This window comes from Vibrio sp. 10N.286.51.C3 (assembly GCF_003050065.1).
GTDB classification, from domain to species: Bacteria; Pseudomonadota; Gammaproteobacteria; order Enterobacterales; family Vibrionaceae; genus Vibrio; species Vibrio crassostreae.
This window is the reverse complement of the sequence record NZ_PIGC01000020.1, coordinates 21,178-45,606: the sequence shown is the minus strand read 5'-3', so window position 1 is coordinate 45,606 and position 24,429 is coordinate 21,178. Positions and strand designations below refer to the sequence as shown.

The following is a 24,429-nucleotide window of genomic DNA, read 5'->3' as shown; positions in this document are numbered from 1 at the left end:
TAATTAGGTCTCAAAACCGACCTAGTATCTAAAAGAAAGCCCGTACTCATTGAGCATGGGCTTTTTTGACCTTCAGCGCTGATTAATGGAATTCAAACGAACAACCAGTATCAGCTCATATTCGTCTGTCTACTTTGAAAATTAAACTTCAAACTGAGACACTAGGCTATCTAGCGCCTCACACTGTTCTGCCAATGCCATACATGCATTTTCTGCGCTGCTCGCCATTTCAACCATTTGCATTGTGCTTTCAGCGATGCGTTGAACATTCTTATTCACTTCTTCAGACACTTGAGACTGTTGCGAAGCCGCCGTTGCGATTTGTGTGTTCATGTCGTTCATCTTTCCGATTGAGTTGCGAATCTCACTCAATGAAGATGCCGCTGTTCCTGCCTGAACAATGGTTTTCTCGCCACTCACTTTGCTTTCAGTCATTACACCAACCGCGTGTTTCGCACCAACTTCTAAGCGTTCAATCATTGATTGAATTTCGCCAGTGCTGTCTTGAGTTTTACTTGCAAGCGCACGAACTTCATCAGCTACAACCGCAAAGCCACGACCTTGTTCACCGGCACGTGCTGCTTCAATCGCAGCATTTAATGCCAATAGGTTAGTTTGTTCTGCAATACCTTTGATCACACCAAGGATTGAGGCGATGTTCTTCACATCTGTGTCCAGTTCTTGAACTACACCACCCGCGTTCTCAATATCTTGCGCAAGGCGTTCAATCGAAGTCACGGTCAAGCCAAGCGTGGTATCTGCCGATTCCACTTCATGGTTCGCCACGTTACTTGCGGTTGCTGCATCTAATGCATTGCCACTGACCACTTCACTGGTTGCTTGCATCTCATGAACCGCCGCCGCGACTACTTCACTTTCTCGCTGCTGATTTGAAGAGAACTCAGCAACACTCTGGGTTAACGATTTGATGTTTTCCATCTCAGCGCGTACCGCATTCGATGTGAAAATAACTTGTTCGACCGTGACGTGGATCTTGCCAACAAACTGATTGAAAGCAGAGCTTAAACGAGCAATCTCATCATTACCTTCGACCTTCATTCGTTGAGACAGATTACCGTCACCCGAAGCGATTTCATTCATCGCTTTCTCAACGTTCTGAATGGGTTGAATAATGAAACGGTTCGACAACCACATCGCGAAGATTGCAGCGAATACAGCAACGGCCATACCGACTTCGATGATCAACTTACTTGATTCAATAGAGTCATCGGCTTGCTGGCGAAGCTCTTTCTGCTTCAGTTCAATCAAGGTTCTGATATCACGCAGTTGCTTACGAATAGTCGCAAACTCGGCATCTAATGCAGGTGAGTAATCAATATTGTATTGATGCGCGTTCGCAGGGTCTGCAAACATTGGCTCATGCAGCGCCACCCAGTTACTCATCGCGTTCACAAGCTTTGATAACTCACCACGTGAAGATGGATCCAACACGCCCGCTTGATACAAGGTTTCGACACTTTGAAAACGAGGAACCGCTTTGTAAGCGTTGTCTTTAAATTCAAACTTTTGGTACTCAATCGCCGCTTGGTCTTTAGCAAGCAACAAACCTTGTGCCGAAGCGATAATTTGGTAGATATCTCGGTAGCCATCTTCTAGGTTATCTAACACAGGCTGAACCACATTATTGAGCTCGTTATTAATCGCAGCTTGAGCATTTGATCTGATAACGTTGAGTACAGTAACGGTAGAAAAAACAATCACAATCACCAACAGCGGGATCGCGATTTTACTCTTAATCGAAAGATTATTGATATTCATTGGGATTAATAACCACACTTCAAATAGGGATGCGCGCGCAATATACAGCACACATATGCAATCTCACTAAGGATTTGTGAGCCCTATCTCATAGCAAACGATATCGTTAATTTTCGTGGTGATTATTCAACCAGAGGTTAACTCTCAAACATTAAAGTATGCTCTGATTTAGACTTATTTGCCGCTGAGTACGCGCAAATACTGGAGAAGTGTGAGAAATAACACCATAATGTAGGGCTCTAAAATAAGTAGGTAAGAACATGAAAATTTGTGGTGTTGAAATCAAAGGTAACGATGCAGTCATCTGTCTTCTTTCTCTATCAGATGGTGTATTTAACATTCCTGATTGCCGAGTTTCTAAAGTTTCAATTAGCGACGCAAACGACACACAGAATATGAAAGACTTTCAATTCTCTTTTGCAAAGTTAATGGAAGATTACCAAGTAGATAAAGTTGTAATTCGTCAACGCCAAACTAAAGGCAAATTTGCTGGCGGTGGCTTTGGTTTCAAACTAGAAGCAGCAATTCAACTGATCGACGGCCTAGACGTAACCGTTGTATCACCTGCTGACATCAAAGAGAGCCTCAAGCGCAACCCTCTAATGATGAAATTCAAAGAAACTGGCCTTAAGCAATACCAAGAAGCACCGTTTACTACGGCATATGCTTGCTTGATGAAGCGCTAATCAAAAGTCGCTAGCCAATATTTGATACAGAAAGAGCCTGAATATTCAGGCTCTTTTTTGTTTCTAGTTACTGACGTTAAGTGGAGTTAATTATGATATACACACTACCGCTCTAACACTGTTCGCCTGCGAGCCTTAATCCATTCTGGCTTCCTCACCACCAAATAAACCGCCGCAGCAGACAAGGCAAAGCCCATCGCGCCATAGATGTCGAACGACTCACCGAAAATAAGCCACGCTTGGATTGCTGTCGTCGGTGGCACCAAGTAAAAGACCGAAGCCACACTTGAAGATGCACCGTGCTCTACCATGTAAAGCAACAATAGGATGGCAACACAAGACAGAACGACCACCAGCCAGATTAGAGTCAACGTGAATTCTACCGTCCAGTTCACTTGCATAGTTTCATAACGCATTGCGAACGGCAGAAACAACGCTGCAGAAGCCAAATATTGCACCATCGCACCGCCGACCATATCAGTGCCCTGACAGAAGCGCTTCTGATACAGAGTCCCGCAGGTAATACCAACCAAAGAAACCAAACACAATAACGTTGCCAAGCCTTTTTGGTCGTCTGACTGCCATTCAATATTGCCCATCAACACCAAACTAATACCCGCAAAACCAAGCGCCAATCCCAACCACTGTGCAAAATTAAAACGCTGCGAAGTACAGCTGATCATAATTAATGCGGTGAGAATCGGTTGTAAGCCAACAAGTAGAGAACTCAACCCGGCAGGCATACCCATATCAATTGCCAGATAAGTGCCACCAAGGTAGAAACCATGAATCAAGATGCCGACCACAGCAGCGTGGAAGAATGCTCGACCACGAGGGATACGACGCTTAAGGATTGCAATTAAAACCAAGAACAGCGCCACGTTGGCTACCATCCTTAGTGAAAGTAATGTTGCGGGTTCTGCGTATTCCACGCCAAGACGAGCGCCAACAAAGCCTGACGACCACAATATTACAAACACAAACGGAATCATTTTAATCAGCATTACAAACCTCTGGTCAACTCTTCATCAATGCTGTTACCTTAGTTGGGTACAGATAACTAATAAAGATACAGATATAACACTTTAAATGGTTACAGATTGAGTGTGAGCTATGAGGGAGAACAACGTGGAAGCAGAAGTCAGCGGCAATAAATATCTCGCTACCGAACAACATATTAAGGCTCAGATTGATAAAGGGTTATTTCACCCAGACGATCGCCTTCCCTCGATCCGCCAATTAAGCGAACAATTGGGTGTGAGCAAAAACACCGTGATTCGCGCCTATCAAGAGTTGGAAGCGACGGGCTGGGTGTACTCGGTTCCCAAGTCGGGTTATCGCGTGAAAGCACCCAACACCACTAGCTGGGATGCATCAAGCCAACCTCAAAAAGTTGATCTATTATCTGTCACCAAATCGGTACTCTCTCGTCCAAAAGGTCGTCTAAAACTATTGGCAGGCTCAGCACACCCCAATATCAACAACCCTGCGATTCGTAGCTTGTACGCCGAGATCGGTCGCCACAGTCGTTTGCAAACTCAGCTTCCCGGTTATTACCAACTGCCTCCTGGAGACGAGCAATTAGTAAAGCAATTGTTAAAGATCACCCATGATCTTGGTGTGCCTGCGGGATCGAAAGAGATTGCGATTACTCATGGAGCTCAACAGGCGATCAGTTTAGCTTTACGTGCGCTCACCAAACCGGGGGACATCGTGGCGGTCGAGTCGCCATGTTACTTCGGCAATCTACTTTTACTTGAGTCGCTTGGCTTACAAGCCCTTGAAATTCCCAGCAGCGTTAGCCACGGTATTGATATCCCATCACTACAAAGTGCGCTGGGCAAATGGGAAGTGAAAACCTTACTGCTAACGCCAAACTTTACCAATCCAACCGGTTCACGGATGCCATTGGCGAATCGAAAAGCATTACTGGAGATCACCGGATCCTTACCGATTATCGAAGACGATGTGTTCGGTAGCTTGGCATTCGACACACCAATCGCGAGCCTCAAAGAACTGGATGATCAAGATAGAGTCATCTACGTCAACTCATTGTCTAAAACCTTAGACTCACGCTTACGAATCGGCTGGTTACTGTCGGGGCGCTATCAGCCCTTGGTCGAAAAGTACCTTTTATGTGACAACATGGGCAGCTCAAACCTCATGCAATCCGCGGTGGGTCAATTCCTCACTACCGGTAAATATCGCAGTCATTTATCCAAAATGAAACGGCTCTATCAAACCAATCAAAAACAGTTCCAAAGCTTGTTAATTCAAGCTCTTGATAGTTACCCGCACCTTGTCGGACACTACCACCTATCAAAGCCGGAAGGCTCATTTCTCAACTGGATAACACTGCCTGAGTCGGTCGACAGCTATGCCGTCTATCAAGACTGCTTAAAGCATAAGTTGGGGATTTTACCCGGTACAGTGTTTGGGACCAATGACCAATACAAACACTGCTTGCGCTTCACTGTCGCTAACATTGAGGAGAGCAAAGAGTGGAAAGAAGGGATTGTGACGCTGGCGAAGATAATAGCTAAGCACGTACGTTAGATATTTTCAGTATTCGACTAATATTCTCAATCAAGAGTTAATAGCTTTGACCTTATTAACATATTAAATATTAGAGATTCGCTACACTCGCAGCCTTTCTATGCTTAGCAGAATTAAACGTGGCAACAATAAAAGATGTAGCAGCACTTGCAGGGGTTTCAACAGCAACGGTTTCTCGTGTATTAAACCGAACCTGCTACGTTGAACCTATCACGCTAGAGCGCGTAGAACGTGCAGTAAAAGAGCTCAATTACCACAAAGATGCTCGCGCAACAGCCTTGGCAAGTAGAAGCAGCAATACGCTTGGATTACTGACTGGCAACCTTGCCGATCCATTTTTTGCTCTGGTCGCGAAGAGTGTCGAAGAAGTGGCTAGAACCAATGGTTACCAATTGGTCGTGGTAAGTGGCGGACACAATGCTCAGCGAGAAAAAGAAGGCCTCGACTTTCTTATCAGCCAAGGTTGTGAAGCAATGGTCATTCATTCAAAGATGCTCGATGACACCACGTTACTGCGTTACTCCGCTCAATTACCTGCAATGGTTTTACTCAACCGCACGATTGCTCAAATATCAAATCGCTCTGTATGGGTAGATAATAAACTCGGATCTCAAATATCAGTAAAGCACCTCATCGAGCTGGGTCATCGAAAAATCGCCTATGTCTCGAGCGACCTTCCAATCCAAGACCGAACAGACCGTTTACAGGGCTACCAAGAAGCGATGAAAGCGGCCAATATCGAAATACAGCCTAATTGGATCATCAACCAAAACTTTAGTGAATCAGGTGGTGAAGCGGCGGGTGACATCTTAGTAAACCAATGCCCCGAGGTCACAGCCGCCGTCACCTTCAATGATGTAATGGCTGCAGGCTTAATGACGAGCTTGCAAGATCAAGGCATCTCGGTTCCCAACGATATTTCTGTGATCGGCTTTGATGATGTTTTGCTCGCTCGCTATCTTTACCCTCGGTTAACCACCATGCACAACCCTATCGACGAGATGTCGACTTATGCGGCTAACCTTGCCATAAAACTTAAAGCCGCAGGATACGCCCCTCCTAAGCAACATAAATTCGAAGCGACACTGGTTGAAAGGCAGACGGTTAAGTCAATCAAGCACTAAAATGAGACGAAATGTGACCAAAATCTCATGTATACACCTCATGTAACCGCTTACATGAAAACAGCATTGAAGTCGCACTTTCGATTTCAGAGCACGCTTATTATCCATTCCGAACAAACCCTACATTCACCTGAGGACAACAAATATGAATAACTCAAAGCCTCTACCATCGTTCGGATTAGCATTAGCGCCCATCGCCGTTATGTTTGCGCTACTTGCTATTGGATACGGTGTTTTAGGACTTCGCATTGAAGTTCTGCTACTCATTTCTGCGACTTTCACCGCATGCATTGCTTGGAAGATGGGCTACAACTGGGATGACATCATCAACGCGATTGTTGAGAAACTTGCAAAAGCGATGCCTGTTATCTTGATATTGGTTTCGGTGGGCGGTCTTATCGCAAGCTGGATGATCAGTGGCACGATCCCTTATATGGTTTACTGGGGGCTTAAAGTCATCAGCGCTGAATACATACTTATCGCTGCCTTTTTCGTTACTGCTGTTGTCTCTGTATGTACTGGTACTTCTTGGGGATCTGCGGGCACGGTTGGTGTTGCACTGATGGGCGTTGCGGCCGGTCTAGATGTATCATTGGCAGCTGCCGCGGGTGCTGTTGTTTCTGGCGCATATTTTGGCGACAAGATCTCCCCTCTTTCAGACTCAACTAACTTTGCGCCTGTCGTTTCAGGCACCACATTGTACGAACACATTCAGCACATGCTTTACACAACGCTGCCTGGGTTTGTGATTGCATCAGTTGTCTTCTTCTTTGCTGGACAAAGTGCAGATATCGCGAACGTAGGTGAACCAGAAAAGGTCACTCAAATTCTTGCGGGACTGGATAGCCTATACAACTTCAATATCCTTTTGATCATCCCACCAGTGATGATTCTGTGGGGCGCACTCACCAAAAAGCCTGTTCTGCCACTGATGTTAGGTGCGTCTGCTCTTGCGATTGTATTAGGTATGGTTCTACAAGGTTTCTCTCTACAACAAGGTTTCCAAGCTTATGTCGACGGCTTCAATGTCGCTCTGTTTGAAGCGAAAGGTACAGCGATTGATGGACTAATTCCTGATGTGTCTAAACTGCTAAACCGTGGTGGTTTGTTCTCAATGATGAGCACCATCCTACTGGTTTTCTGTGCGTTCTCTTTTGCAGGTGTTTTAAGCCTAACCGGCGCTTTGAATGTGGTACTAGGTCGTTTCTTGCATATGATTCACTCAACAGGACAACTTATCGCATCAACAGTGATTGCAACCATCACAGTAGTATTCACGACCTCTGACGGTAAATTAGCACTTCTCATCCCTGGTGAACTGTTTCAGAACGCTTACCGTAAAATGGGGCTAGACACTAAAAACCTATCTAGAACCATTGAAGACGCAGGCACAATCATCGAACCACTGGTTCCTTGGACTGCGGCAGGTATTTACATGGCAAGCACGCTCGGAGTTGCAACGCTAGATTACCTACCTTGGGCAATCCAATGTTACACCGGTATCGTTTTCGCTCTGATTTATGGTTTCACTGGGTTTGGTATTGCACACACAAAGCCTGAACAATCAGAAGACTCCGTAGAAACTTCCCTGGCTCACAGCACTAAGTAAGGCTCACATCCTATGAATTCTTTCGACAATACAATTAACCGCAGAAATACAGGGTCGGTAAAGTGGGACTTTATGGAGCAGAAGCTTGGCTTAGAAAGTACCAACTTACTGCCAATGTGGGTTTCTGACTATGATTTCCAAGCGCCTCAACAAGTATTAGATCGCTTAGCTCAAGATATTTCTCATGGTATTTTTGGTTACTCAGAACGTCAAGACGACTACTACCAAGCCGCGATCGATTGGTTTAGAAACCAACATCAAACAGAAATCAAACGAGAATGGATTACAACGGTGCACGGCGTTTTGCCCGGTATTGCTATGGCGCTGCAAATGCTCACACAAGTGAATGACCAAATCGTAATTCAAAGCCCGGGCTACGGTTCGTTCCGTAAGATCATCGAACTAAATGATCGTAAGGTGTTGAACAACCCATTGATAGTATCAGAAGGTCGTTACCAGCTTGATTTCGCACATTTGGAAGACTGCTTTGCGAGTGGCGCCAAAGCGTTGATTTTCTGCAACCCACACAACCCAACAGGCAGAGTATGGAGCGAACAAGAGATCCTGCAAGTTGCCGAGCTTTGCCAAAAACACGATGTATGGCTGATCAGTGATGAGATTTGGAGCGACCTAGCGCTAACATCCAACATATTCCATTCAACATTGAAACTACCAAGTTCGCTAACCGACAAACTTATTGTGGCAACTGCGGCCAGTAAAACTTTTGGCTTATCATCATTAAGAATTTCGAACTTTATCATTCCAAATGCAGAATTGAAGGAGCAGTTTGTTCGACGTTTGGATGCTCATGGCATGGATTGCTTCAACAATCTATCAATGTCCGCAGCGACCACTGCATATCAAGAGTGTCAAGCTTGGTTAGCGGACTTAAAACAGTATCTGCAAGACAACATAGAAACGCTGAGCGGATTCCTAAAGACAGAATTGCCTCATATTCGTTTCACTAAACCCGAAGCGACGTATCTTGCATGGCTAGATTGCCGTGCAATGAAACTAAGCGATGCAGAGCTTGAGCGCAAACTCATTGCAGCCGGTATTGTACCGAGTATGGGTTGTGCCTTTGGCGAGGAAGGTTCAGGATTTATTCGATTGAATCTAGGGTGCCCTGCAGAAGTATTAGCAGACGCTTTGGTACGACTAAAAGTAGCATTAGCTGTAGATAAGTAAGCAACTAGAAAACGTCACCCACGCCAAACAACAAAGCCCCACTCAACTGAGCGGGGCTTTCATCATTCTTACTATTTACTTATTTAAAGGTAAATTAGCCTTGCCAAGCAAACTGTTCGAACACTTTGTCTACCGGCGTTTCAGCAACACGGTTTACATAGTTACTGATCACTTTCTGAGACAGGCCAAGAATCACTTCTAACACTTGCTGTTGGCCGTAACCCGCCTCAAAGAATGCTGCCATTTCACTTTCAGACACATTGCCACGATTACGAACCATGCTGAGCGTGAAGTCGTGCAGTGCTTGCAACTTCTCAGTTGGCATTGCGGTGCGATTACGCAGTGCTTCAGTGATCGCAGGATCAACCTTCATTGAGTGTGCAATGCCAGTGTGTGCAGGAACACAGTAGTGACACTCGTGTTCAACGTTGATGGTTTGCCAAACCACCGTTAGCTCTTCAGCATCGAAAGATGAGTCACTAAACGCCTGATGAAGCTGAGTGTAAGCTTTAAGCGTGTTTGGGGATTCAGCCAACACACCAAACAAGCCTGGAACTCGCCCCATCTGTTTTTTAGCGCCTTCAAGAATAGGTTTGCTCTGCGCGGGTGCTGATTCTATTGAGTGAATTTTGAAGTTGCTCATTGTTTTATCCCTATCAATTTATGATTTTAAAGTTATTCAATTACGGAGCAATTAATTACTGTTCTCCGTTAGTGTGAAAACAATATAGAACAAATTAGAACGATCGTTCAATTGTTATTTTGAACATATGTTCAAGTTTTACATTGAAGCATGACGAATATCTTTTGCTCATAACAAGAAAGCCCATCAAGTGAAACCTGATGGGCTTTCATTCATCTAAGATTTTATTTTAAGCAACTACCAGTATTCAGCATGAGCCAAAGCTTCAACACAGCTAGACTGTTCGCTCGCCACTTTGATTTCACCGCCAGTCAGCGATTGAGCGATCCAACCGTGAGGGTAGCTCAACTCGAATGGTTCTGGGATCTGCTCAGTAGTGATTTGCTCAAAACCTACTTTTGAATAGTAACTAGGATCACCGTATGTCACAGCAAGCTCGACACCCTGTTCCTTTAGAGTCTGTAAGCCGAAGTTAATCAGCTTTTGGCCGATCCCACGCTTTTGAACTTGAGTGCTCACCGCTACTGGAGAGAGCAAGTAAGCCTTAGTTTCGTCATCAAATGAAAGCGGAGTAAAAATAATCGCGCCTACAATTGTGCTTCCTAATTCACGAGTATCATCTTCCGCGACAAAACAAAGTAGCTCTGTTGGATCTGTGGTCGTTAAAAGATCCTTGGCAAGCTTACCTACTGTTTTACCCTCGTTCTCGCCTTCTGAATCAGTAAAGGTTTGAGTAAAAAGTTGCGTGATCGTTTCGATCTCGCTTGAATCATATTGTCTAAATTTCATGGTGTTCTTCACTTACTGTACTTTCTTCAACACAAAGAAGTGATAATCAAAATCACGCTTAGCTGAGCCTTGAGAACCTTCCACAAGTTCGCTGTTACTGAAGAATTGTTTAATTTCATTGTCGCAATCTGCGAGCGCTTTTGAGTTTGGCATCGTTGCTTTCAAAGACTCGACTTGCTTTTGCAAAGGCTGATAATAGGCAAGCCAGCCGGCGTCGCTCATCGCAAAGTCATCCAAGACTTGGTAACCCGCCGCCTTTGCATGCTTGATACGTTCAGCTACCGTGGTCATATCTGGGTACTCTTTCTGCCAGAATACTTTGATTGATTCGTTTGGATTCTCGGTGTTCCACACCAAATCATTCACGACCAAGATGCCATCATCGATGAGTAGCTTCCGCCACTGCTTAAGTGCTTTCTGAACACCCATGATGTAAGCGCTACCTTCTGACCAGATCAGGTCGAATGACTTAGCTTCAAACGGTAGATCCATCATGCTTGCACATACCGTTTTAATATTGCTTTCGAGACCAAGTTCTAGTGCTTGTTGACTCAGAATATCCAAACTCGGTTGATCATTGTCTAACGCTGTTATTTGCACGTCCGTTTGATGTTCAACTAAGGCTTTCGCTAACGCCTTGGTCGCGATGCCTTTGCCACAACCAATCTCAAGTACGCGCTTAGGTGTAACCGGAACTTGTGCCAATGCTGCTAAGGTATCTTCAACCGTTCCTGGCCCTAAACGCTCTAAGCCCTCAAAAATAGCGCCAAAATCCGCCATGTATTGATCATGTTCATTCATGTCTTTCGATAACCACTTCAATCGCAGAGCCTGTTTCTCATCAAAACCCTGCTTAATTAACCAATCGAGGTGTGCATCTGGCGCAAGCTTGTCCATCGACTCATGCCACTCTTCTAGACCACCTTCACCTAGCATTGCTGCTAGTAGGTCGCGTGATCGTTGCTTTTGAACGAGCTCTTCGTCTAACTGCTTAAGACGATTTTCCAGTAAGCTGCGCTCTATCTTTGCATCTAGACAAGCTTGGCACTCTTTGAGCGTCAACCCACCCGCTTGTAACTGCTGCAACAACCGAACACGTTGTAGGTCCTTTTCAGAATAAAGGCGATAACCATTGCTCTGACGCTGAGCTTCAATCAAACCTAGCTTGCCGTAATACAACAATGTGGAGCGGCTCAGCCCAACCAAATCGGCCAGTTCAGAGATACGATACATGCACTTCCCCTCTCATTTCGGTAGCAAAGATAAACTATGAAGCTGTAGTCAGGTCAACAGAATTTTAGACACTTTTCTCGTTCTTTACCTATTTACCTTCAAACTGATAAAACGATCTGAGTGTGGTTTTAACCATAGAACGGTTAGTCATCGACATTGCCTGCACGGGATTCAGGAAAAGGAGAGGATTAAACTTGATGAATTGAAAACAATTGGCTCATAAACATACTTCTTTCTAACCGAATTTTGCTAACTTCTAAATTATTCAACAATGGACGAACGTTAACTAAACGATAAATACAATCACCCAGCAAATAGATCAAAAGAGCACAGATATCACCTGAAAATGCCTTCTTAACTTTTTAGAAAAATTCAAAAATAATTAGAATTTAATCCCTAACTTTACTGAGTAATTTGTTAGTCTTGGAAACAATTATTTACAATCCGACTAAAAATTAATTGGATCGCTAGAGGTTGTTTTTCTTGAATATGAAATTATTCGGCAGTTCCCTAATCCTTTCAGGGACTGCATTAGGGGCTGGCATGTTGGCTATCCCAATGGTGTTGGCCCAATTTGGCTTCATGATCAGCTCAGTGCTGATGCTACTTATCTTTATCGGCACCACTTACTCTGCACTCCTACTGGCAGAAGCGTGTACTAAAACTAAAGACAACAGTGGCATGAGCAGTGTTGCTTACCTCACTCTGGGCAGCAAAGGTAAACACTTTATCAATGCACTCTTTTATCTGCTGTTGGTATGTATGCTTATTGCTTATATCTTGGGCGTGGGTGACATCATCCATAAGCTACTGCTCGATGTTGGCGTAAACATCTCTGCATCTGCTGCTTATACCGTTTTCAGCCTATTTATGGGTGTGATTGTAGTTGCGGGTAAGTCTTATATCGACAAGTTGAACCGTGGCCTATTCATCATGATGGTGGTGATGCTATTTATTGTTATCGCTTCTCTGTTTAGCAATATCCGCCTTGATTACCTAACTCAAACTAGCCAATACACGGCCAATGATGTGGTGCAATACAGCGCGGTTATCTTTACCAGCTTTGCCTCTATGGTGGTGATCCCATCACTGGTGATCTACAACCGTGAAGCGACTCAAAAGCAGATCCGCAATATGATTCTGCTTGGCTCAGTGATTCCGCTCGTGTGCTACCTCACTTGGTTGTTCGCGATTATCGGTAACCTTGGCACAGACGCGATCAGCCAGTTCCACAACATTTCAGAGCTGATCTCTGCGTTTAGCGGACAGTCTGCTTGGTTGAAAGTAGTGATTGCTCTGTTCTCAGCACTGGCATTAGTGACCTCTTTCCTCGGCGTGTCGATGGCGCTGTATGACCAAAACAAAGACGCTGTAACCAACAACAAAGCGTTGGCTTATACGTTGACCTTCATCTTACCTTTGGTATTAGCAGAGCTGTTCGCTAGCCAGTTTGTAAGCATGCTCGACTATGCAGGCATGGTTTTGGTGTTCCTAGCTATCTGGGGTCCACTCGCAATGGTGGTTAAGGTGCGCAGACCGGACTTCCCTCACCTACAAACCGAGGGCAGCTACACAGCAGCCGGTGGCGACACCGCACTAATGGCAACATTCGGTTTTGGCGCGCTGATTTTCGTGTCTTGGTTTATGGGTTAGATAGAGACACAGTATCAACCGCTGCCGTGGTGATATGTATGTGTTTGTGAGTGAAGACTAAACAAGTACCTCACACTCACATCAAAATACAAAAAGCCAGTGAGTATCTGCTATTAACAGTAGATACTGACTGGCTTTTTCAGTATTTGAACGTGATTACTGAGAATTAAAGAGACGTTCTTATTAAGTTAAGTTGTCAAGTAACTGCTCACATTGCGCTTTGAGCGATTTAAGTTCGTTTTCATTCATCTTAGACAAACAAAATATCTCTTCTGGGACAGTTTGCGCGCGCTCTTTGAGTTCAGTCCCTACAGGAGTTAGCGTAATTACTCGCACTCGTTCATCTTCAGTACTACGTTTACGAAGCACATAACCTTTTGCTTCTAAACGCTTAAGTAATGGAGTCAAGGTTCCTGAATCTAAATGTGTTTTAGCGCCTAACGCTTTGACATTTATCTCTTGTTGCTCCCAAAGCACCATCATCACAATGTACTGTAAATAAGTAAGATCAAGCGCTTTCAGCAGAGGTTGATAAGCTCGACTCATTGCATTTGAAGCACTGTAAAGTGCAAAGCACACCTGATTATCTAACTTTAGATATTCATTTTGGTCGCTCACGATCACCTCGTCAATAAATTAAATTGCACACAATATACTTGCACACGTAAGTTTTATCAATTAAGCTAACCTCAAAATAAAGTTGCGCACAATTTAATTTTACACAACTATTTTAAGGATTAAGACAATGACAACACTCTACACTACTTCTGCTACTGCAATTGCTGGTCGTAACGGCCAAGTTTCTACTGACGATAATTTGCTTTCTGTTGCATTAAGCTACCCGAAAGAAATGGGCGGTTCAGGTGAAGCAACGAACCCTGAGCAACTGTTTGCGGCGGGCTACTCTGCGTGTTTCTCAAATGCTCTACTTCACGTAGCGAAAGAAATGAAAATCAAGATTGCATCGGCGCCAACAACTGCAACGGTTGGTATCGGTCCAAATGAAAATGGTGGTTTTGCTTTAACCGTTTCATTAGCGATTGAGCTCGACTTGGCTCAAGAACAGGCTGTTACGCTTGTAAAAACCGCTCACCAAGTTTGCCCATATTCAAATGCGATTCGTGGCAACATTGATGTGAAATTGTCGGTTAACGGACAAGCGCTTTAGTCGCTTTACCCAAAAATGTCCCACTAAAAAAATGTCCCGCATTAGGCGGGACATTTTTATATAAGATGGAAAACTTCTAACTCTGAAAGATTAGCTCTTAAACGTGTTTGCAATCTCTTTCAATGAAGCCGCCAGTTCAGCTTGTTCTTTGGCTGTTGCTGCAATTTGAGTTGCGCCTGTGGTCGACTCCGTCGATTTCTGCTCTACTGCCATCACGTTTTGCGCGATATCTTGGGTCACAACCGCTTGCTCTTCCGTTGCTGTGGCGATCTGTTCGGTCATGCTGAATATTTCGCTTACCGATGCGGAGATTCCTTGTAAGGTGTGCTCGACCTCTTTTGAATCCTCAACTGCTTTAGACGACATCTTTTGACTGTTATCAATCACATTAAACGCCGTTTGAACATCAGACTGTAGCGAGCTGATAAAGCCTTCAATTTCAGCTGTCGATTGCTGAGTACGTTGTGCTAGCGTGCGAACTTCATCAGCCACTACCGCGAATCCACGGCCTTGCTCACCCGCTCGTGCCGCTTCAATTGCCGCGTTCAATGCTAACAAGTTAGTCTGTTCAGCGACCGACTTAATCACATCAATCACACTGTTAATGTTATTGCTGCTCTCGTGTAGATGCGTGATTTTTTCCGCTAGGTCATTAATTTCAGATGCCAGTTTTTCGATAGAGTGGTAAGAGTTTTGAACCGTATTCAAACCTTCTTGCGACTGCTCATCGACCAGTTTAGCAGAGCTTGCTGTCTGCTGAGTTTTAGCGGCCACTTCATTTACCGTTGCTGATAACTCTTCTGTAGCAGTCGCAACTAAGCCAATTTGGTCTTTTTGTTGAACTAGTGTGTTCGAGTTGTAGTGACAAGTTTGCGAGGTTTCTTCAGCGGCTGAAGCTAAGGTCAGACTCGACTGAGACAGATTGTCGATAACGTTTGAAAACTTCTCTAGCGTTTCGTTGAGTGCCGAAGATATCTGGCCAAGTTCGCTGTTACCAACGTACTTAGCACGAACCGTTAGATCGTTGTCATTACGAACTTTAGACAACATCACTGTCAGGTCTTTCACTCTCATCGTCAGGTCGCTGATCACCTTAAAGCTCACGAAGGTTGCGAACAAAGTAATCAAAGCAAATAGACCAATACTCATCATCATCGCAGACTGCGCCTCTGACATCTTTTTCTCGGTCAGCGCAATCAGTGATTCAGCTAGGTGGTTTTCTGTTTTCTTTAGCTGAACAATACGAGCAGTAGATTGAGAGAACCAGTAGACAGGGTCAACATCAAAGCCGCTCATCTTAGATTCAGCCAAGCTACGAAGCTTTTCTACTTCTGCCACAGAGCGGTCATTTAACTGTTGTTCAAAGAATCGAACGTTCGCTGGGTTGCTCAACACTTCATAGTTCGAGAAGTAGGTATTTTGCTCTGTCACTAAAGAGATGAATTTCACCAGCATACCCGGGCCAAATTCATTTTTAGAAAAGGTGTTATTCAGGACAGCACGCTCGATACCCGCTCGCTCTTTACCTTGCAAGAAGTTGTAGTAAGCGATGGTTTCTGTAGTGATGGTAGCATCAGAACTTAGCTCTGCAATTAACGCCGATACGCTAAGAAGCTTTGCATTCAATTGGGTGTAGTAACCCAAGGCCTCAGAAAGTGGGATAGATTGAGAATCCACTCGATTTCGAATGGTCGTTATCTGATTAAGGCTTTGGCTTATCTCTGTGTTCAGGCGATTAATCTGTGGCAGATTGATATTGGCAGACTGCCAGTAATCATTTCTTTCATTACGTCGGTTATCGGCATTGGTTCTCTGCGCGGCTAATTCACTGACAAACTTGGTTCCTTGAGAGCCAATAAAGCCAGCTGTCATGCCTCGCTCTTTTTGTAACTCATGCACTAACTCACTGTACACAACCGAAAGGCGTGTCAGTTGATTCAATGAGGACATTTCAGTCTTTGTTTCTACGCCTTTGGATATCGCAGAAACACTGAGCCAGAGAAACCCTAAGATCGGTAAAATAAGCAAAGCGATGATTTTTTGCTTAAAGGACATATCGGTTAATTTCATTTTTATTTCCTAGCAGCTGACGAATCTTTATCTGTCATGTAATTAGACACACTTCTAAAACGGTGTACCTTTACCGAGATCATAATAATATTTAGTTTTATCAATTACCGTGCCATAACGGACGACAATCGATAACGCTAGCATTTAACCTTACAAAATTCATTGGTTTATTTATAAATTTGTTAGCTATGCAGCTTTAGAAAACACAAAAAGCGCGCAACAACATTTTATTGACGTAAGCGACTGAAATATGGCAGGTTTTATTAACACTAAAGAGGTATGTGTACACCCTTTTTCTGCTCAGTTGTCGCTACATATTCAGCGCCAACTATGTATAATGCCGGGCTCAAAAAGTTACGAATTCAATTAACGTAGAAGCATAATTAGAGGTTTTATGGACTGTCCCGCTTGCGAAGAACACATTGGATGGGAATGGGTAGAAGAAGCAGCAATCGAACCTAATGAAGAATTCGATTGCCCAGAGTGCGAAGAAACGCTGATGTACACTATCGATGAAGGCACCTATTACGGCGCGCAGCATAAAACCGTCGAAGTCGTCGACGACTAGTCTTACTTAGACATTAGATAATGAGACCAGAATAAAAACTGCCAAACCTTGTCTATTAATTGCATTCAATCGAGCACCTTATGCACCAACAAGATGCAAGGAAGACAATTAAGTTGAGCAAAACACACCTTTACTGGAACGAGCGTTCAGCATAAAATATTGAACATATGTTCAGATTAATGAAGTAAATGTTATGGCCAAGACCGCGAAGTTCGATAGACAAGATGTAGTAGATAAAGCAACGAACCTGTATTGGGAAAAGGGCTTTCACGCAACTTCTATGCGTAACCTGCAAGATGTGATTGATATGCGTCCGGGTAGCATCTACGCGACATTTGGCAGCAAAGAAGGTCTGTTTAAAGAGACGCTTGCTCGCTATACCGAACTTGGCATCCTCAATCTGAACCGTTTCCGCAGCGAAACAGACTCTCCAATCAAAGCGCTCGAAAGTTTCGTCAAACGTGCTGTGGTCGAATCAAAACAAAGCTCGCCAAATGGCATGTGTATGCTAGCAAAAACGGTCGCAGAACTGACTGATGAACACGCAGAGTTATTAGAAGAGGCGAAGAAATCACTGAAGATCATGGAAGGTGAGTTCGCTAAGCTGATTACCGAAGCACAAGAGCTTGGTGAAATAAGCAAAGAGCGTGAACCTGTTCAGCTTGCTCGACATGTTCAAGTTCAAATAGCAGGTCTGCGTACGTACGCTAAAACCTGTGATGACATTGATTTACTTAACTCAATGGTTGAAGACGTATTTAAGTATCATCCTTTTTAGAAGCTGAACTTGTTTTAGAAGCCATACAAAAAGACTCCACTGTTAGCCTAAAGCACTAGAGCGGAGTCTTTTTAGTTTTGAGCTAGTTAACTTTATAGATGATTAACTTTAGTGTTTAAGGGTTACACCTTTCTCATGATCAGCGCCTGCGCATTGAGCATCGCCTCTTTGGTGCTGACATCTAACGTTTTCACATTCGCAAAGCGCTCGACTTCTTTGATCGCCACATCGTGAGCGAAGATCACCAACCTCGCTCTTTCAATGTCTTTCTGTGTGATGCGATTGCCTATTCCATTAGCACCTTGTGTCTCAACCTTAATCCGAACCCCGAGATGATGCGCCGCTTTTTCCAGAGACTTCGCAGCTAAGAAAGTGTGGGCAACACCTGACGGACAAGAAGTGATTGCGAGTACATCCGCTTGCCCTTCTTCTGTCACCGAGCCACCTGCAAACTGGTTGGAACTCGCCTCGCCTTCGACCACATTTTTTTTCAGCAGTATCACGATCAAAGCCGTGGTGAGCGCTCCCGCCAGTGTGCCAATGATGTAGCCAATTTTTCCGTTAACCACAGGCAGAACAATCCAACCGCCCCATGGTGCATGGTTCACTACATGGAACATAAAGCCAACAACGTTACCGACAATGCCACCAGCAACAACCGCAGGCAGAACGCGTGCAGGGTCGGCAGCAGCAAATGGGATCGCACCTTCACTGATGCCGATCATTCCCATGATCCCTGCGGCTTTGCCCGCTTCGCGTTCGTCGCGTTTAAACTTCTTCGGCGATATAAAAGTCGCCAGAGCCATACCGAGTGGTGGCGTACAAATCGCAATGCCAACGCCACCCATCAACCAAGGTTGGGTATTTACCTGAGTTTGAGCAAACAGTGTAGCGACCTTATTGATTGGTCCTCCCATATCAAAGGCGGTCATCGCGCCTAAAATACTGCCGAGCACCATTTTTCCAGAGCCAGCCATACCCGTGAGCATTTGGTTCATCTCAAGCATCACTTGAGCTATCGGAGATCCAATCACCCACATCACCGCACCACAAGTGACGAAGGTACCAACTAGTGGATAGATGAAGATAGAACTCAGCGAGATCATGCTGTCTGGCAGTTTGATCTTCTTAAGTAGATTCACCACAAAGCCCGCAAAGAAGCCGACCACTATCGCCCCAAGAAAACCGGTGTTGTATTGGTTAACGGCAACCCAAGAACCAATCATGCCCGGTGCTAAACCCGGTTTGTCGGCCATCGAGTACGCAATGTAACCGCCCAGCACCGCAGTAAACAACGTTAAGCCCGCAATGCCCATCTGTGCGATATCAGCTAACACGCCACTCTCAGGAACTGCGCCGTGACCGGATATCATCACCGACAAAGACAACAACACACCGCCCGCAACCACGAATGGGATCATGTGTGAAGTGCCATACAACAGGTGTTCTTTGAGTCGATTGAGTGATTGTGCCCAAGGGCTGAGTGGCTCGACATACACTTCGTGATGGCTAGAGGCATAGCTATCAAAGGAATCTGAATTGACTTCAAGAAACAGCTCTTGAGCTTCCTCAACCGACTCGGCTGCCTTTAATTTTGTAACAAAGCCATCTTCGATCAATTTGGTCGAGATCTGAGCCAGTACCTCGATATGGTGGTCGTCATTATTGTCTGGCGAAGCGAGCATAAAAAACACATCAGACAGTTCACCGCCATCGGCACCATAGTCAATCCCCGTTCGGCTGATACCTACAGCAACGGCAGGTTTAGCAACGGCAGTGCTTTTCGCATGTGGAATCGCAATACCATCATCAAACCCCGTATTACCAATCGCCTCACGCTTCCAGATATCATCAAGGAATTCACTTTTATTCGAGAGCTTACCAGCGCGATCGAGTAACTCAACAAGCTCTTCAAATACTGCCTGTTTTGAGTCTGCTTGTAGCTCCAAACAGATAATCTCGGGCTCGATAATATTAGTGATATCCATGGTCTATTCTGCCTCGCCTGATTTCAGACTGAAGTAATTAGGTTCTTCCGACCTAAATTAAAATTTCGATGTTAATAAGATGAAAAGATTAACGGTGTGAAGGCACTCAATATATAGGACGAAAGGTGCATTAACTGGATTATTGTAACCAAGAACTCAGAGTGTGACTTTCACCTTGGAATAAAAAACGGCAATCCATAAAATCCACAGAACCCATAAACATATCGCCCCTCCTCTATGCGAGCTTTCCATACTGGATTTCCCACGCAAGATGGCTTTTACAAAATAGCTTCTGAAAGGTAGCTTATGTAACGTAACAGGGACGAGAATAAGCCGAGAATAATAATGAGAATTGTAGCGGTAACTGCGTGCCCTACAGGCATTGCGCACACCTATATGGCAGCTGATGCTCTAAATAAAACAGCCCCTAAGTTCAACGTTTCAATCAAGGTTGAGACGCAAGGCGCTATGGGTATTGAAAACTTACTGACCGCCCAAGATATTACTCTCGCAGACAAAGTATTAATCGTATCTGATATCGATATTGAACAACCAAGCCGGTTCGACCCAGCTAAAACCTTATTCATTCCCATGGAAGAGGTGTTGTTGAGTGTCGATAAAGTCTTTATTAAGCATTGTCGAACTTAAACTTTTCATGAACGAATATCAGATCACCTTCTTCGTTAACGATCCTGCCGCAAACTCACATGTCGCGCAGCCCCTTACTCGATTAGCGAAGAAGTTCAAAAGCAACATCCGCATTATCAACATCACTCAAAATCGAACCGCTGATCTATCCAAATCCGTCGCGATGCTGCAAGTAGGTTTACTTCGTGGTGACTTGTGTCAGATAACCGCGGTTGGGATTGATGCGGAGCTGGCCTGTTTCGTTCTCAAAGATGTAATTGCTGAGCATTACGACATGGTTGGCTCACAAGTGAACCATGAATTCTCGAAAGATCTAATCCAGCGTATGCCGCAAATATGCCCGCCCTGTGACATCAAGTGGCACCATGCCAAAGCACAAACCCAACTGACCAAGTTTGAATGCCTAAAAGGGCTCGCTCATTTGGTGTATCCAGAAGATCCGGATGAACTGATTCTGGCGTTTATTAAACGAGAGGAACGCTCGTCTACGTGTGTATCTCCAGGGATCGCCCTGCCGCATGTGATGTTTGAATCGACCCAAGACCTCTCGATCGCGGTTATCGTCAGTGACGACCCAATTGACTGGGCCTCACGCATTGGCGAAGTACACGTTGCCATTGCTTTGGTACTGCCTACCAAGCCACAGCGAGAGCATATTGTGGCGGCTACCAACCTAACCAGAAATCTGCTTCACGACCAAGTCAATGAGCGTTTACAAAAGACTCGAAGCAGTGTCGATCTACAAGCTCTGCTCATGTACATCTCTTCACGTCTTATTTAGTTACCAGCTCGTTAGAGCTAGATTGAGCCTCGATACTCGGTCGGTGTTCTTCCGGTGCGGTTTTTGAAAACTCGACAGAAGTAGTTCACATCCTTAAAGCCGCAACGTAATGCCACTTCATTGAGCTTGAAGTTGTACTTCTTAAGCATGAACTTGGCACGATCGACTCGCACGCGCGTGATGTACTCGGCCAGCGTCATATGGCCTTGTTGGCGGAACATTCGTGACAAATGGTTAGATGAAATACTAAAGCGTGAGGCGATGCTATCTCGAGTGATCTGGCGGTGGAAGTTCTCTTGAATGTAGATGCAAATCCCCTGATACACATCCTGTACTCGGCTGTGAGATTTCTCGACAGGTGCATCCAACATGGTCTTACTGTATTGCAGCAGCGCTTGTAGTAACAGTTCATCCATAGGCTGCTTGTTACTCTCGCGCGCTAACGAGCTGAGCGCCTCCAAAATGTTATCAATCGCAAACCCAGAGCGAGTCTGAATACTGTGCTTTTGAATATCGTAAAAACTCTCTTCCCCTTTGCGCTTACTCACCAAACTTAAGCCAAGCTGACGGCGACCAAACAACATGCTCAACACCGAGCAGTCAGTATCCCAGTTGGGTTTGTTCCAGCAGTTCGGTGGGATAAAAATCGCATCGCCCGCTTTCGCGACAACGTTGGTGATCTTACGATCATGACTCTCCATCTCATTGACATACTCTCCGTCGAGCACCAGCTCTAAGCGTGGAAAGTTCACCTGATAACTGCATGCTGAAGGCGTGTGAAAATCCCCCGCAAACCAGATGTTATGAAATGGTTCTCGCTCATTTAATACCGACGAGATTAGGTCATGAAATATCATTTATTCGAACTCTTAAAAGCAGCAATAACGCTACGGGAATAGATATACTCCTTAGTGAAACATAGCGCTATTGAGCAAAATCACAATTTTAGATCTAGGTTACAAAAATCCAGTAGTGGAAATAAATCTCCAGTCAAAAACCTGATATAGCACATTGTTCCTTCGATAACTCTACACGCCGAACCCCATGCAAATAAAAGCCTCAAGCAGGCTCAACCTATGTCAATAGAGGCCGAAAAACGCGCCACTAAACGATCAAAATCACACTCTACTTATAACGCAACAATCATCCAGTAAATGCGTTTTTTCTTCACTACAGAAGGCAAGCCGTAGATTCCAGAATACCTCTAACAAAATAAAAACAAGTAGGGGTTCATTATGATCACAACATTGATCAATCAAGATTTGATTAAGCTTTCGCTTAGCGCTGATTCAAAAGAAGAAGTATTCAAAGAGCTGATAGACGTGCTTTATGCACAAGGCATAATTTCAGACAAAGCACAGTTTCTTGCCGACATTAAGGCTCGTGAAGAACAAGGTAATACCGGATTTGAAGAAGGTATTGCTCTGCCACACGCGAAAAGTGCTGCGGTCATCAAACCTGCGGTTGTTATCGGTGTCCATCAACAGGGTATCGAGTACGGCGCGGATGACGGTCAGCCATCAAAACTGTTCTTTATGATTGCCTCTCCCGATGGTGGCGATAATCATCACATCGAAGTACTGGCAGAGCTTTCTTCAAAACTGATTGAAGAAGGCTTTATCGAAAGCTTCATGAATGCTCAATCTGAACAAGAAGCATTAGAACTACTGCTTACCAAACCTGAGCCTTCGGAAGCGGAAACCAACGTTGAGAAACAAGGCTTCATCATTGGTGTGACAGGCTGCCCAGCTGGCGTTGCACACACTTATTTGGCAGCCGAAGCACTAGAGAAAGGCGCGGCGGCTCTTGGCTACGATGTGAAGGTCGAAACTAACGGCTCTATCGGCGTTAAAAACAGCCCAACTCAAGAAGAAATCGAACGTGCCGACGCAATTGTGGTGGCTTGTGACAAACAGGTCGACATGGCTCGCTTTGCCGGAAAACGCGTTATCAGCACCAACGTGAAAGCGCCGATCAAAGACGCGCAAGGCTTGATTCAGCAAGCACTCAACGCACCAAGTTACCAAGCAGAGCAAGCTCCAACCAACCAATCCGTTGCAGAGAAAGCATCACAAGCGCGTTCAGACCTTTATCGTTACTTGATGAATGGCGTATCTCACATGATCCCATTCGTGGTCACAGGCGGCCTCTTGATTGCCCTAGCCTTAGCGATTGGCGGTGAGCCAAGCGAATCTGGCATGGCGATTCCTGCTGGCAGCATGTGGAACCAAATCCTAGAAGTGGGTGTGGTTGCCTTCACCCTGATGATCCCAATCTTGGCTGGCTACATTGCTTACGCAATTGCTGACCGCCCTGCTCTAACCCCTGGCTTGATTGGCGGTTGGATTGCCAACAACGGTTCTTTCTATGGCGCTGACGCAGGTACTGGCTTCATTGGCGCAATCATCGCAGGCCTATTAGTGGGTTACTTCGTTAAATGGATTACTTCGTTTAACTACCACAAGTTCGTTCAACCGCTTGTGCCTATCATGATCGCTCCGATCACTGGCTCTCTATTCATCGCGGGTCTGTTCATCTTCGTAATTGGCGCCCCTATCGCGGGACTAATGGATGCTCTTACTGCCCTACTTACTAGCATGAGCACAGGCAACGTGGTTCTGCTTGGCATCGTACTGGGTGGCATGGCTGGCTTTGATATGGGTGGCCCATTCAACAAAGTAGCATTCCTGTTCTCGGTTGGCATGATTGCTAGCGGTCAAACTCAATTCATGGGTGCAATGGCGTGTGCTATCCCTGTCGCTCCACTGGGCATGGCTATCGCAACCAGACTTGGCCGTAAGTTCGACCTGTTCGAATCTTCTGAAATTGAAGCAGGTAAAGCAGCAGGCGCAATGGGCTTAGTGGGTATCTCTGAAGGTGCGATTCCTTTCGCAGCTCAAGACCCGATGTCAGTTATCCCAGCCAACGTACTTGGCTCAATGACCGCTGCAGTAATGGCGTTCTCATTTGGCATCACCAACAGCGTTGCCCACGGTGGCCCAGTTGTGGCTCTACTAGGCGCAATGAACTACCCAATGCTGGCACTTCTGTGTATGGCTTCAGGTGCGGGCGTAACTGCGGTTACTTGTATCGCGCTTAAAAATCTACGCAAAGCCAAGCTAACAGCAGCAGCGGCTTAAGCCATTTCAACTCCAATGGCTTGAGCCT

General features: G+C 45.1%; 21 protein-coding genes. 12 read left to right on the top strand and 9 right to left on the bottom strand.

Going from position 1 to position 24,429, the window contains the following annotated elements:
• Positions 1-141: 141 nt before the first annotated feature.
• Positions 142-1,779 carry a methyl-accepting chemotaxis protein gene (locus CWO27_RS19105; RefSeq protein WP_055319080.1) on the bottom strand — a complete coding sequence of 546 codons (1,638 nt, stop codon included), beginning with the start codon at positions 1,777-1,779 and terminating at the stop codon, positions 142-144.
• 260 nt (positions 1,780-2,039) lie between these two features.
• Here CWO27_RS19105 and CWO27_RS19100 point away from each other — a divergent pair, with 260 nt between their 5' ends.
• On the top strand, positions 2,040-2,465 hold the full coding sequence (locus CWO27_RS19100) for a DUF3010 family protein (RefSeq protein ID WP_017069797.1): 426 nt from the start codon (positions 2,040-2,042) through the stop codon (positions 2,463-2,465).
• Between the two features lie 104 nt (positions 2,466-2,569).
• On the opposite strand, the gene CWO27_RS19095 is transcribed toward CWO27_RS19100, so the two are convergent.
• Positions 2,570-3,469: a DMT family transporter gene (locus CWO27_RS19095; protein WP_048663788.1), complete on the bottom strand. Its 900-nt coding sequence runs from the start codon at positions 3,467-3,469 to the stop codon at positions 2,570-2,572.
• 124 nt (positions 3,470-3,593) lie between these two features.
• Here CWO27_RS19095 and CWO27_RS19090 point away from each other — a divergent pair, with 124 nt between their 5' ends.
• The 4 genes from CWO27_RS19090 (at position 3,594) to CWO27_RS19075 (ending at position 8,942) form a co-directional block, all read left to right on the top strand.
• Positions 3,594-5,021, top strand: a complete 1,428-nt coding sequence (locus CWO27_RS19090; protein ID WP_048663789.1) for an aminotransferase-like domain-containing protein — start codon at positions 3,594-3,596, stop codon at positions 5,019-5,021.
• Between the two features lie 119 nt (positions 5,022-5,140).
• Positions 5,141-6,145, top strand: a complete 1,005-nt coding sequence (locus tag CWO27_RS19085) for a LacI family DNA-binding transcriptional regulator (RefSeq protein ID WP_102432004.1) — start codon at positions 5,141-5,143, stop codon at positions 6,143-6,145.
• Between the two features lie 145 nt (positions 6,146-6,290).
• Entirely contained in the window at positions 6,291-7,754 is a 1,464-nt protein-coding gene (gene nhaC, locus CWO27_RS19080) for a Na+/H+ antiporter NhaC (protein WP_102432003.1), read from the top strand.
• 12 nt (positions 7,755-7,766) lie between these two features.
• The gene (locus tag CWO27_RS19075) at positions 7,767-8,942 is read left to right on the top strand and encodes a MalY/PatB family protein (protein ID WP_102432002.1); all 1,176 of its coding nucleotides are present in this window, start codon (positions 7,767-7,769) and stop codon (positions 8,940-8,942) included.
• 94 nt (positions 8,943-9,036) lie between these two features.
• On the opposite strand, the gene CWO27_RS19070 is transcribed toward CWO27_RS19075, so the two are convergent.
• From CWO27_RS19070 to CWO27_RS19060, 3 genes are all read right to left on the bottom strand, one after another.
• Positions 9,037-9,585, bottom strand: coding sequence for a carboxymuconolactone decarboxylase family protein (locus CWO27_RS19070; RefSeq protein WP_102432001.1), 549 nt, complete (start codon positions 9,583-9,585; stop codon positions 9,037-9,039).
• A 237-nt stretch (positions 9,586-9,822) separates the two neighbouring features.
• Positions 9,823-10,386, bottom strand: coding sequence for a GNAT family N-acetyltransferase (locus tag CWO27_RS19065; protein WP_102479532.1), 564 nt, complete (start codon positions 10,384-10,386; stop codon positions 9,823-9,825).
• Positions 10,387-11,607 carry a MerR family transcriptional regulator gene (locus tag CWO27_RS19060; protein ID WP_102431999.1) on the bottom strand — a complete coding sequence of 407 codons (1,221 nt, stop codon included), beginning with the start codon at positions 11,605-11,607 and terminating at the stop codon, positions 10,387-10,389.
• A 489-nt stretch (positions 11,608-12,096) separates the two neighbouring features.
• Between CWO27_RS19060 and CWO27_RS19055 the strand changes: the two genes are divergently transcribed.
• On the top strand, positions 12,097-13,260 hold the full coding sequence (locus CWO27_RS19055) for an amino acid permease (RefSeq protein WP_102431998.1): 1,164 nt from the start codon (positions 12,097-12,099) through the stop codon (positions 13,258-13,260).
• A 183-nt stretch (positions 13,261-13,443) separates the two neighbouring features.
• Here the strand turns inward: CWO27_RS19055 and CWO27_RS19050 are convergent, their stop codons facing one another.
• Positions 13,444-13,878 (bottom strand): MarR family winged helix-turn-helix transcriptional regulator, encoded by a 435-nt coding sequence (locus CWO27_RS19050; RefSeq protein ID WP_102431997.1) that lies wholly within the window; start codon positions 13,876-13,878, stop codon positions 13,444-13,446.
• 127 nt (positions 13,879-14,005) lie between these two features.
• Here CWO27_RS19050 and CWO27_RS19045 point away from each other — a divergent pair, with 127 nt between their 5' ends.
• Complete coding sequence (locus CWO27_RS19045; protein WP_102431996.1) at positions 14,006-14,428, top strand: organic hydroperoxide resistance protein; 423 nt, start codon at positions 14,006-14,008, stop codon at positions 14,426-14,428.
• A gap of 90 nt (positions 14,429-14,518) precedes the next feature.
• Here the strand turns inward: CWO27_RS19045 and CWO27_RS19040 are convergent, their stop codons facing one another.
• A complete protein-coding gene (locus tag CWO27_RS19040) occupies positions 14,519-16,498 on the bottom strand; it encodes a methyl-accepting chemotaxis protein (protein WP_102480810.1) in 1,980 nt (659 codons plus the stop codon).
• A 394-nt stretch (positions 16,499-16,892) separates the two neighbouring features.
• Between CWO27_RS19040 and CWO27_RS19035 the strand changes: the two genes are divergently transcribed.
• Positions 16,893-17,066: a hypothetical protein gene (locus CWO27_RS19035; RefSeq protein WP_008216632.1), complete on the top strand. Its 174-nt coding sequence runs from the start codon at positions 16,893-16,895 to the stop codon at positions 17,064-17,066.
• A gap of 193 nt (positions 17,067-17,259) precedes the next feature.
• A complete protein-coding gene (locus tag CWO27_RS19030; protein WP_102431994.1) occupies positions 17,260-17,844 on the top strand; it encodes a TetR/AcrR family transcriptional regulator in 585 nt (194 codons plus the stop codon).
• Between the two features lie 122 nt (positions 17,845-17,966).
• Here the strand turns inward: CWO27_RS19030 and CWO27_RS19025 are convergent, their stop codons facing one another.
• Positions 17,967-19,832 carry a fructose-specific PTS transporter subunit EIIC gene (locus CWO27_RS19025; protein WP_102530127.1) on the bottom strand — a complete coding sequence of 622 codons (1,866 nt, stop codon included), beginning with the start codon at positions 19,830-19,832 and terminating at the stop codon, positions 17,967-17,969.
• Positions 19,833-20,177: 345 nt separating this feature from the next.
• Here CWO27_RS19025 and CWO27_RS19020 point away from each other — a divergent pair, with 345 nt between their 5' ends.
• Both CWO27_RS19020 and CWO27_RS19015 read left to right on the top strand, forming a co-directional pair.
• Positions 20,178-20,480: a PTS fructose transporter subunit IIB gene (locus CWO27_RS19020; protein WP_017069788.1), complete on the top strand. Its 303-nt coding sequence runs from the start codon at positions 20,178-20,180 to the stop codon at positions 20,478-20,480.
• A 7-nt stretch (positions 20,481-20,487) separates the two neighbouring features.
• Positions 20,488-21,261, top strand: coding sequence for a PTS sugar transporter subunit IIA (locus tag CWO27_RS19015; protein WP_017070486.1), 774 nt, complete (start codon positions 20,488-20,490; stop codon positions 21,259-21,261).
• Positions 21,262-21,278: 17 nt separating this feature from the next.
• Here the strand turns inward: CWO27_RS19015 and CWO27_RS19010 are convergent, their stop codons facing one another.
• Entirely contained in the window at positions 21,279-22,118 is an 840-nt protein-coding gene (locus CWO27_RS19010; protein WP_102431991.1) for a helix-turn-helix transcriptional regulator, read from the bottom strand.
• Positions 22,119-22,496: 378 nt separating this feature from the next.
• On the opposite strand from CWO27_RS19010, the gene CWO27_RS19005 reads away from it, so the two are divergent.
• Positions 22,497-24,401: a PTS fructose transporter subunit IIABC gene (locus CWO27_RS19005; protein WP_107899385.1), complete on the top strand. Its 1,905-nt coding sequence runs from the start codon at positions 22,497-22,499 to the stop codon at positions 24,399-24,401.
• The last annotated feature ends 28 nt before the right edge of the window (positions 24,402-24,429 follow it).

What these genes read in the sequence shown, in the direction of transcription:
- CWO27_RS19045 (WP_102431996.1), top strand. Translation starts at nt 14,006, where the DNA reads ATGACAACACTCTACACTACTTCTGCTACTGCAATTGCTGGTCGTAAC.
- nhaC (WP_102432003.1), top strand. Translation starts at nt 6,291, where the DNA reads ATGAATAACTCAAAGCCTCTACCATCGTTCGGATTAGCATTAGCGCCC.
- CWO27_RS19060 (WP_102431999.1), bottom strand. Translation starts at nt 11,607, where the DNA reads ATGTATCGTATCTCTGAACTGGCCGATTTGGTTGGGCTGAGCCGCTCC.
- CWO27_RS19040 (WP_102480810.1), bottom strand. Translation starts at nt 16,498, where the DNA reads ATGAAATTAACCGATATGTCCTTTAAGCAAAAAATCATCGCTTTGCTT.
- CWO27_RS19105 (WP_055319080.1), bottom strand. Translation starts at nt 1,779, where the DNA reads ATGAATATCAATAATCTTTCGATTAAGAGTAAAATCGCGATCCCGCTG.
- CWO27_RS19015 (WP_017070486.1), top strand. Translation starts at nt 20,488, where the DNA reads ATGAACGAATATCAGATCACCTTCTTCGTTAACGATCCTGCCGCAAAC.
- CWO27_RS19075 (WP_102432002.1), top strand. Translation starts at nt 7,767, where the DNA reads ATGAATTCTTTCGACAATACAATTAACCGCAGAAATACAGGGTCGGTA.
- CWO27_RS19010 (WP_102431991.1), bottom strand. Translation starts at nt 22,118, where the DNA reads ATGATATTTCATGACCTAATCTCGTCGGTATTAAATGAGCGAGAACCA.
- CWO27_RS19095 (WP_048663788.1), bottom strand. Translation starts at nt 3,469, where the DNA reads ATGCTGATTAAAATGATTCCGTTTGTGTTTGTAATATTGTGGTCGTCA.
- CWO27_RS19020 (WP_017069788.1), top strand. Translation starts at nt 20,178, where the DNA reads ATGAGAATTGTAGCGGTAACTGCGTGCCCTACAGGCATTGCGCACACC.
- CWO27_RS19100 (WP_017069797.1), top strand. Translation starts at nt 2,040, where the DNA reads ATGAAAATTTGTGGTGTTGAAATCAAAGGTAACGATGCAGTCATCTGT.
- CWO27_RS19035 (WP_008216632.1), top strand. Translation starts at nt 16,893, where the DNA reads ATGGACTGTCCCGCTTGCGAAGAACACATTGGATGGGAATGGGTAGAA.
- CWO27_RS19070 (WP_102432001.1), bottom strand. Translation starts at nt 9,585, where the DNA reads ATGAGCAACTTCAAAATTCACTCAATAGAATCAGCACCCGCGCAGAGC.
- CWO27_RS19025 (WP_102530127.1), bottom strand. Translation starts at nt 19,832, where the DNA reads ATGGATATCACTAATATTATCGAGCCCGAGATTATCTGTTTGGAGCTA.
- CWO27_RS19030 (WP_102431994.1), top strand. Translation starts at nt 17,260, where the DNA reads ATGGCCAAGACCGCGAAGTTCGATAGACAAGATGTAGTAGATAAAGCA.
- CWO27_RS19005 (WP_107899385.1), top strand. Translation starts at nt 22,497, where the DNA reads ATGATCACAACATTGATCAATCAAGATTTGATTAAGCTTTCGCTTAGC.
- CWO27_RS19055 (WP_102431998.1), top strand. Translation starts at nt 12,097, where the DNA reads ATGAAATTATTCGGCAGTTCCCTAATCCTTTCAGGGACTGCATTAGGG.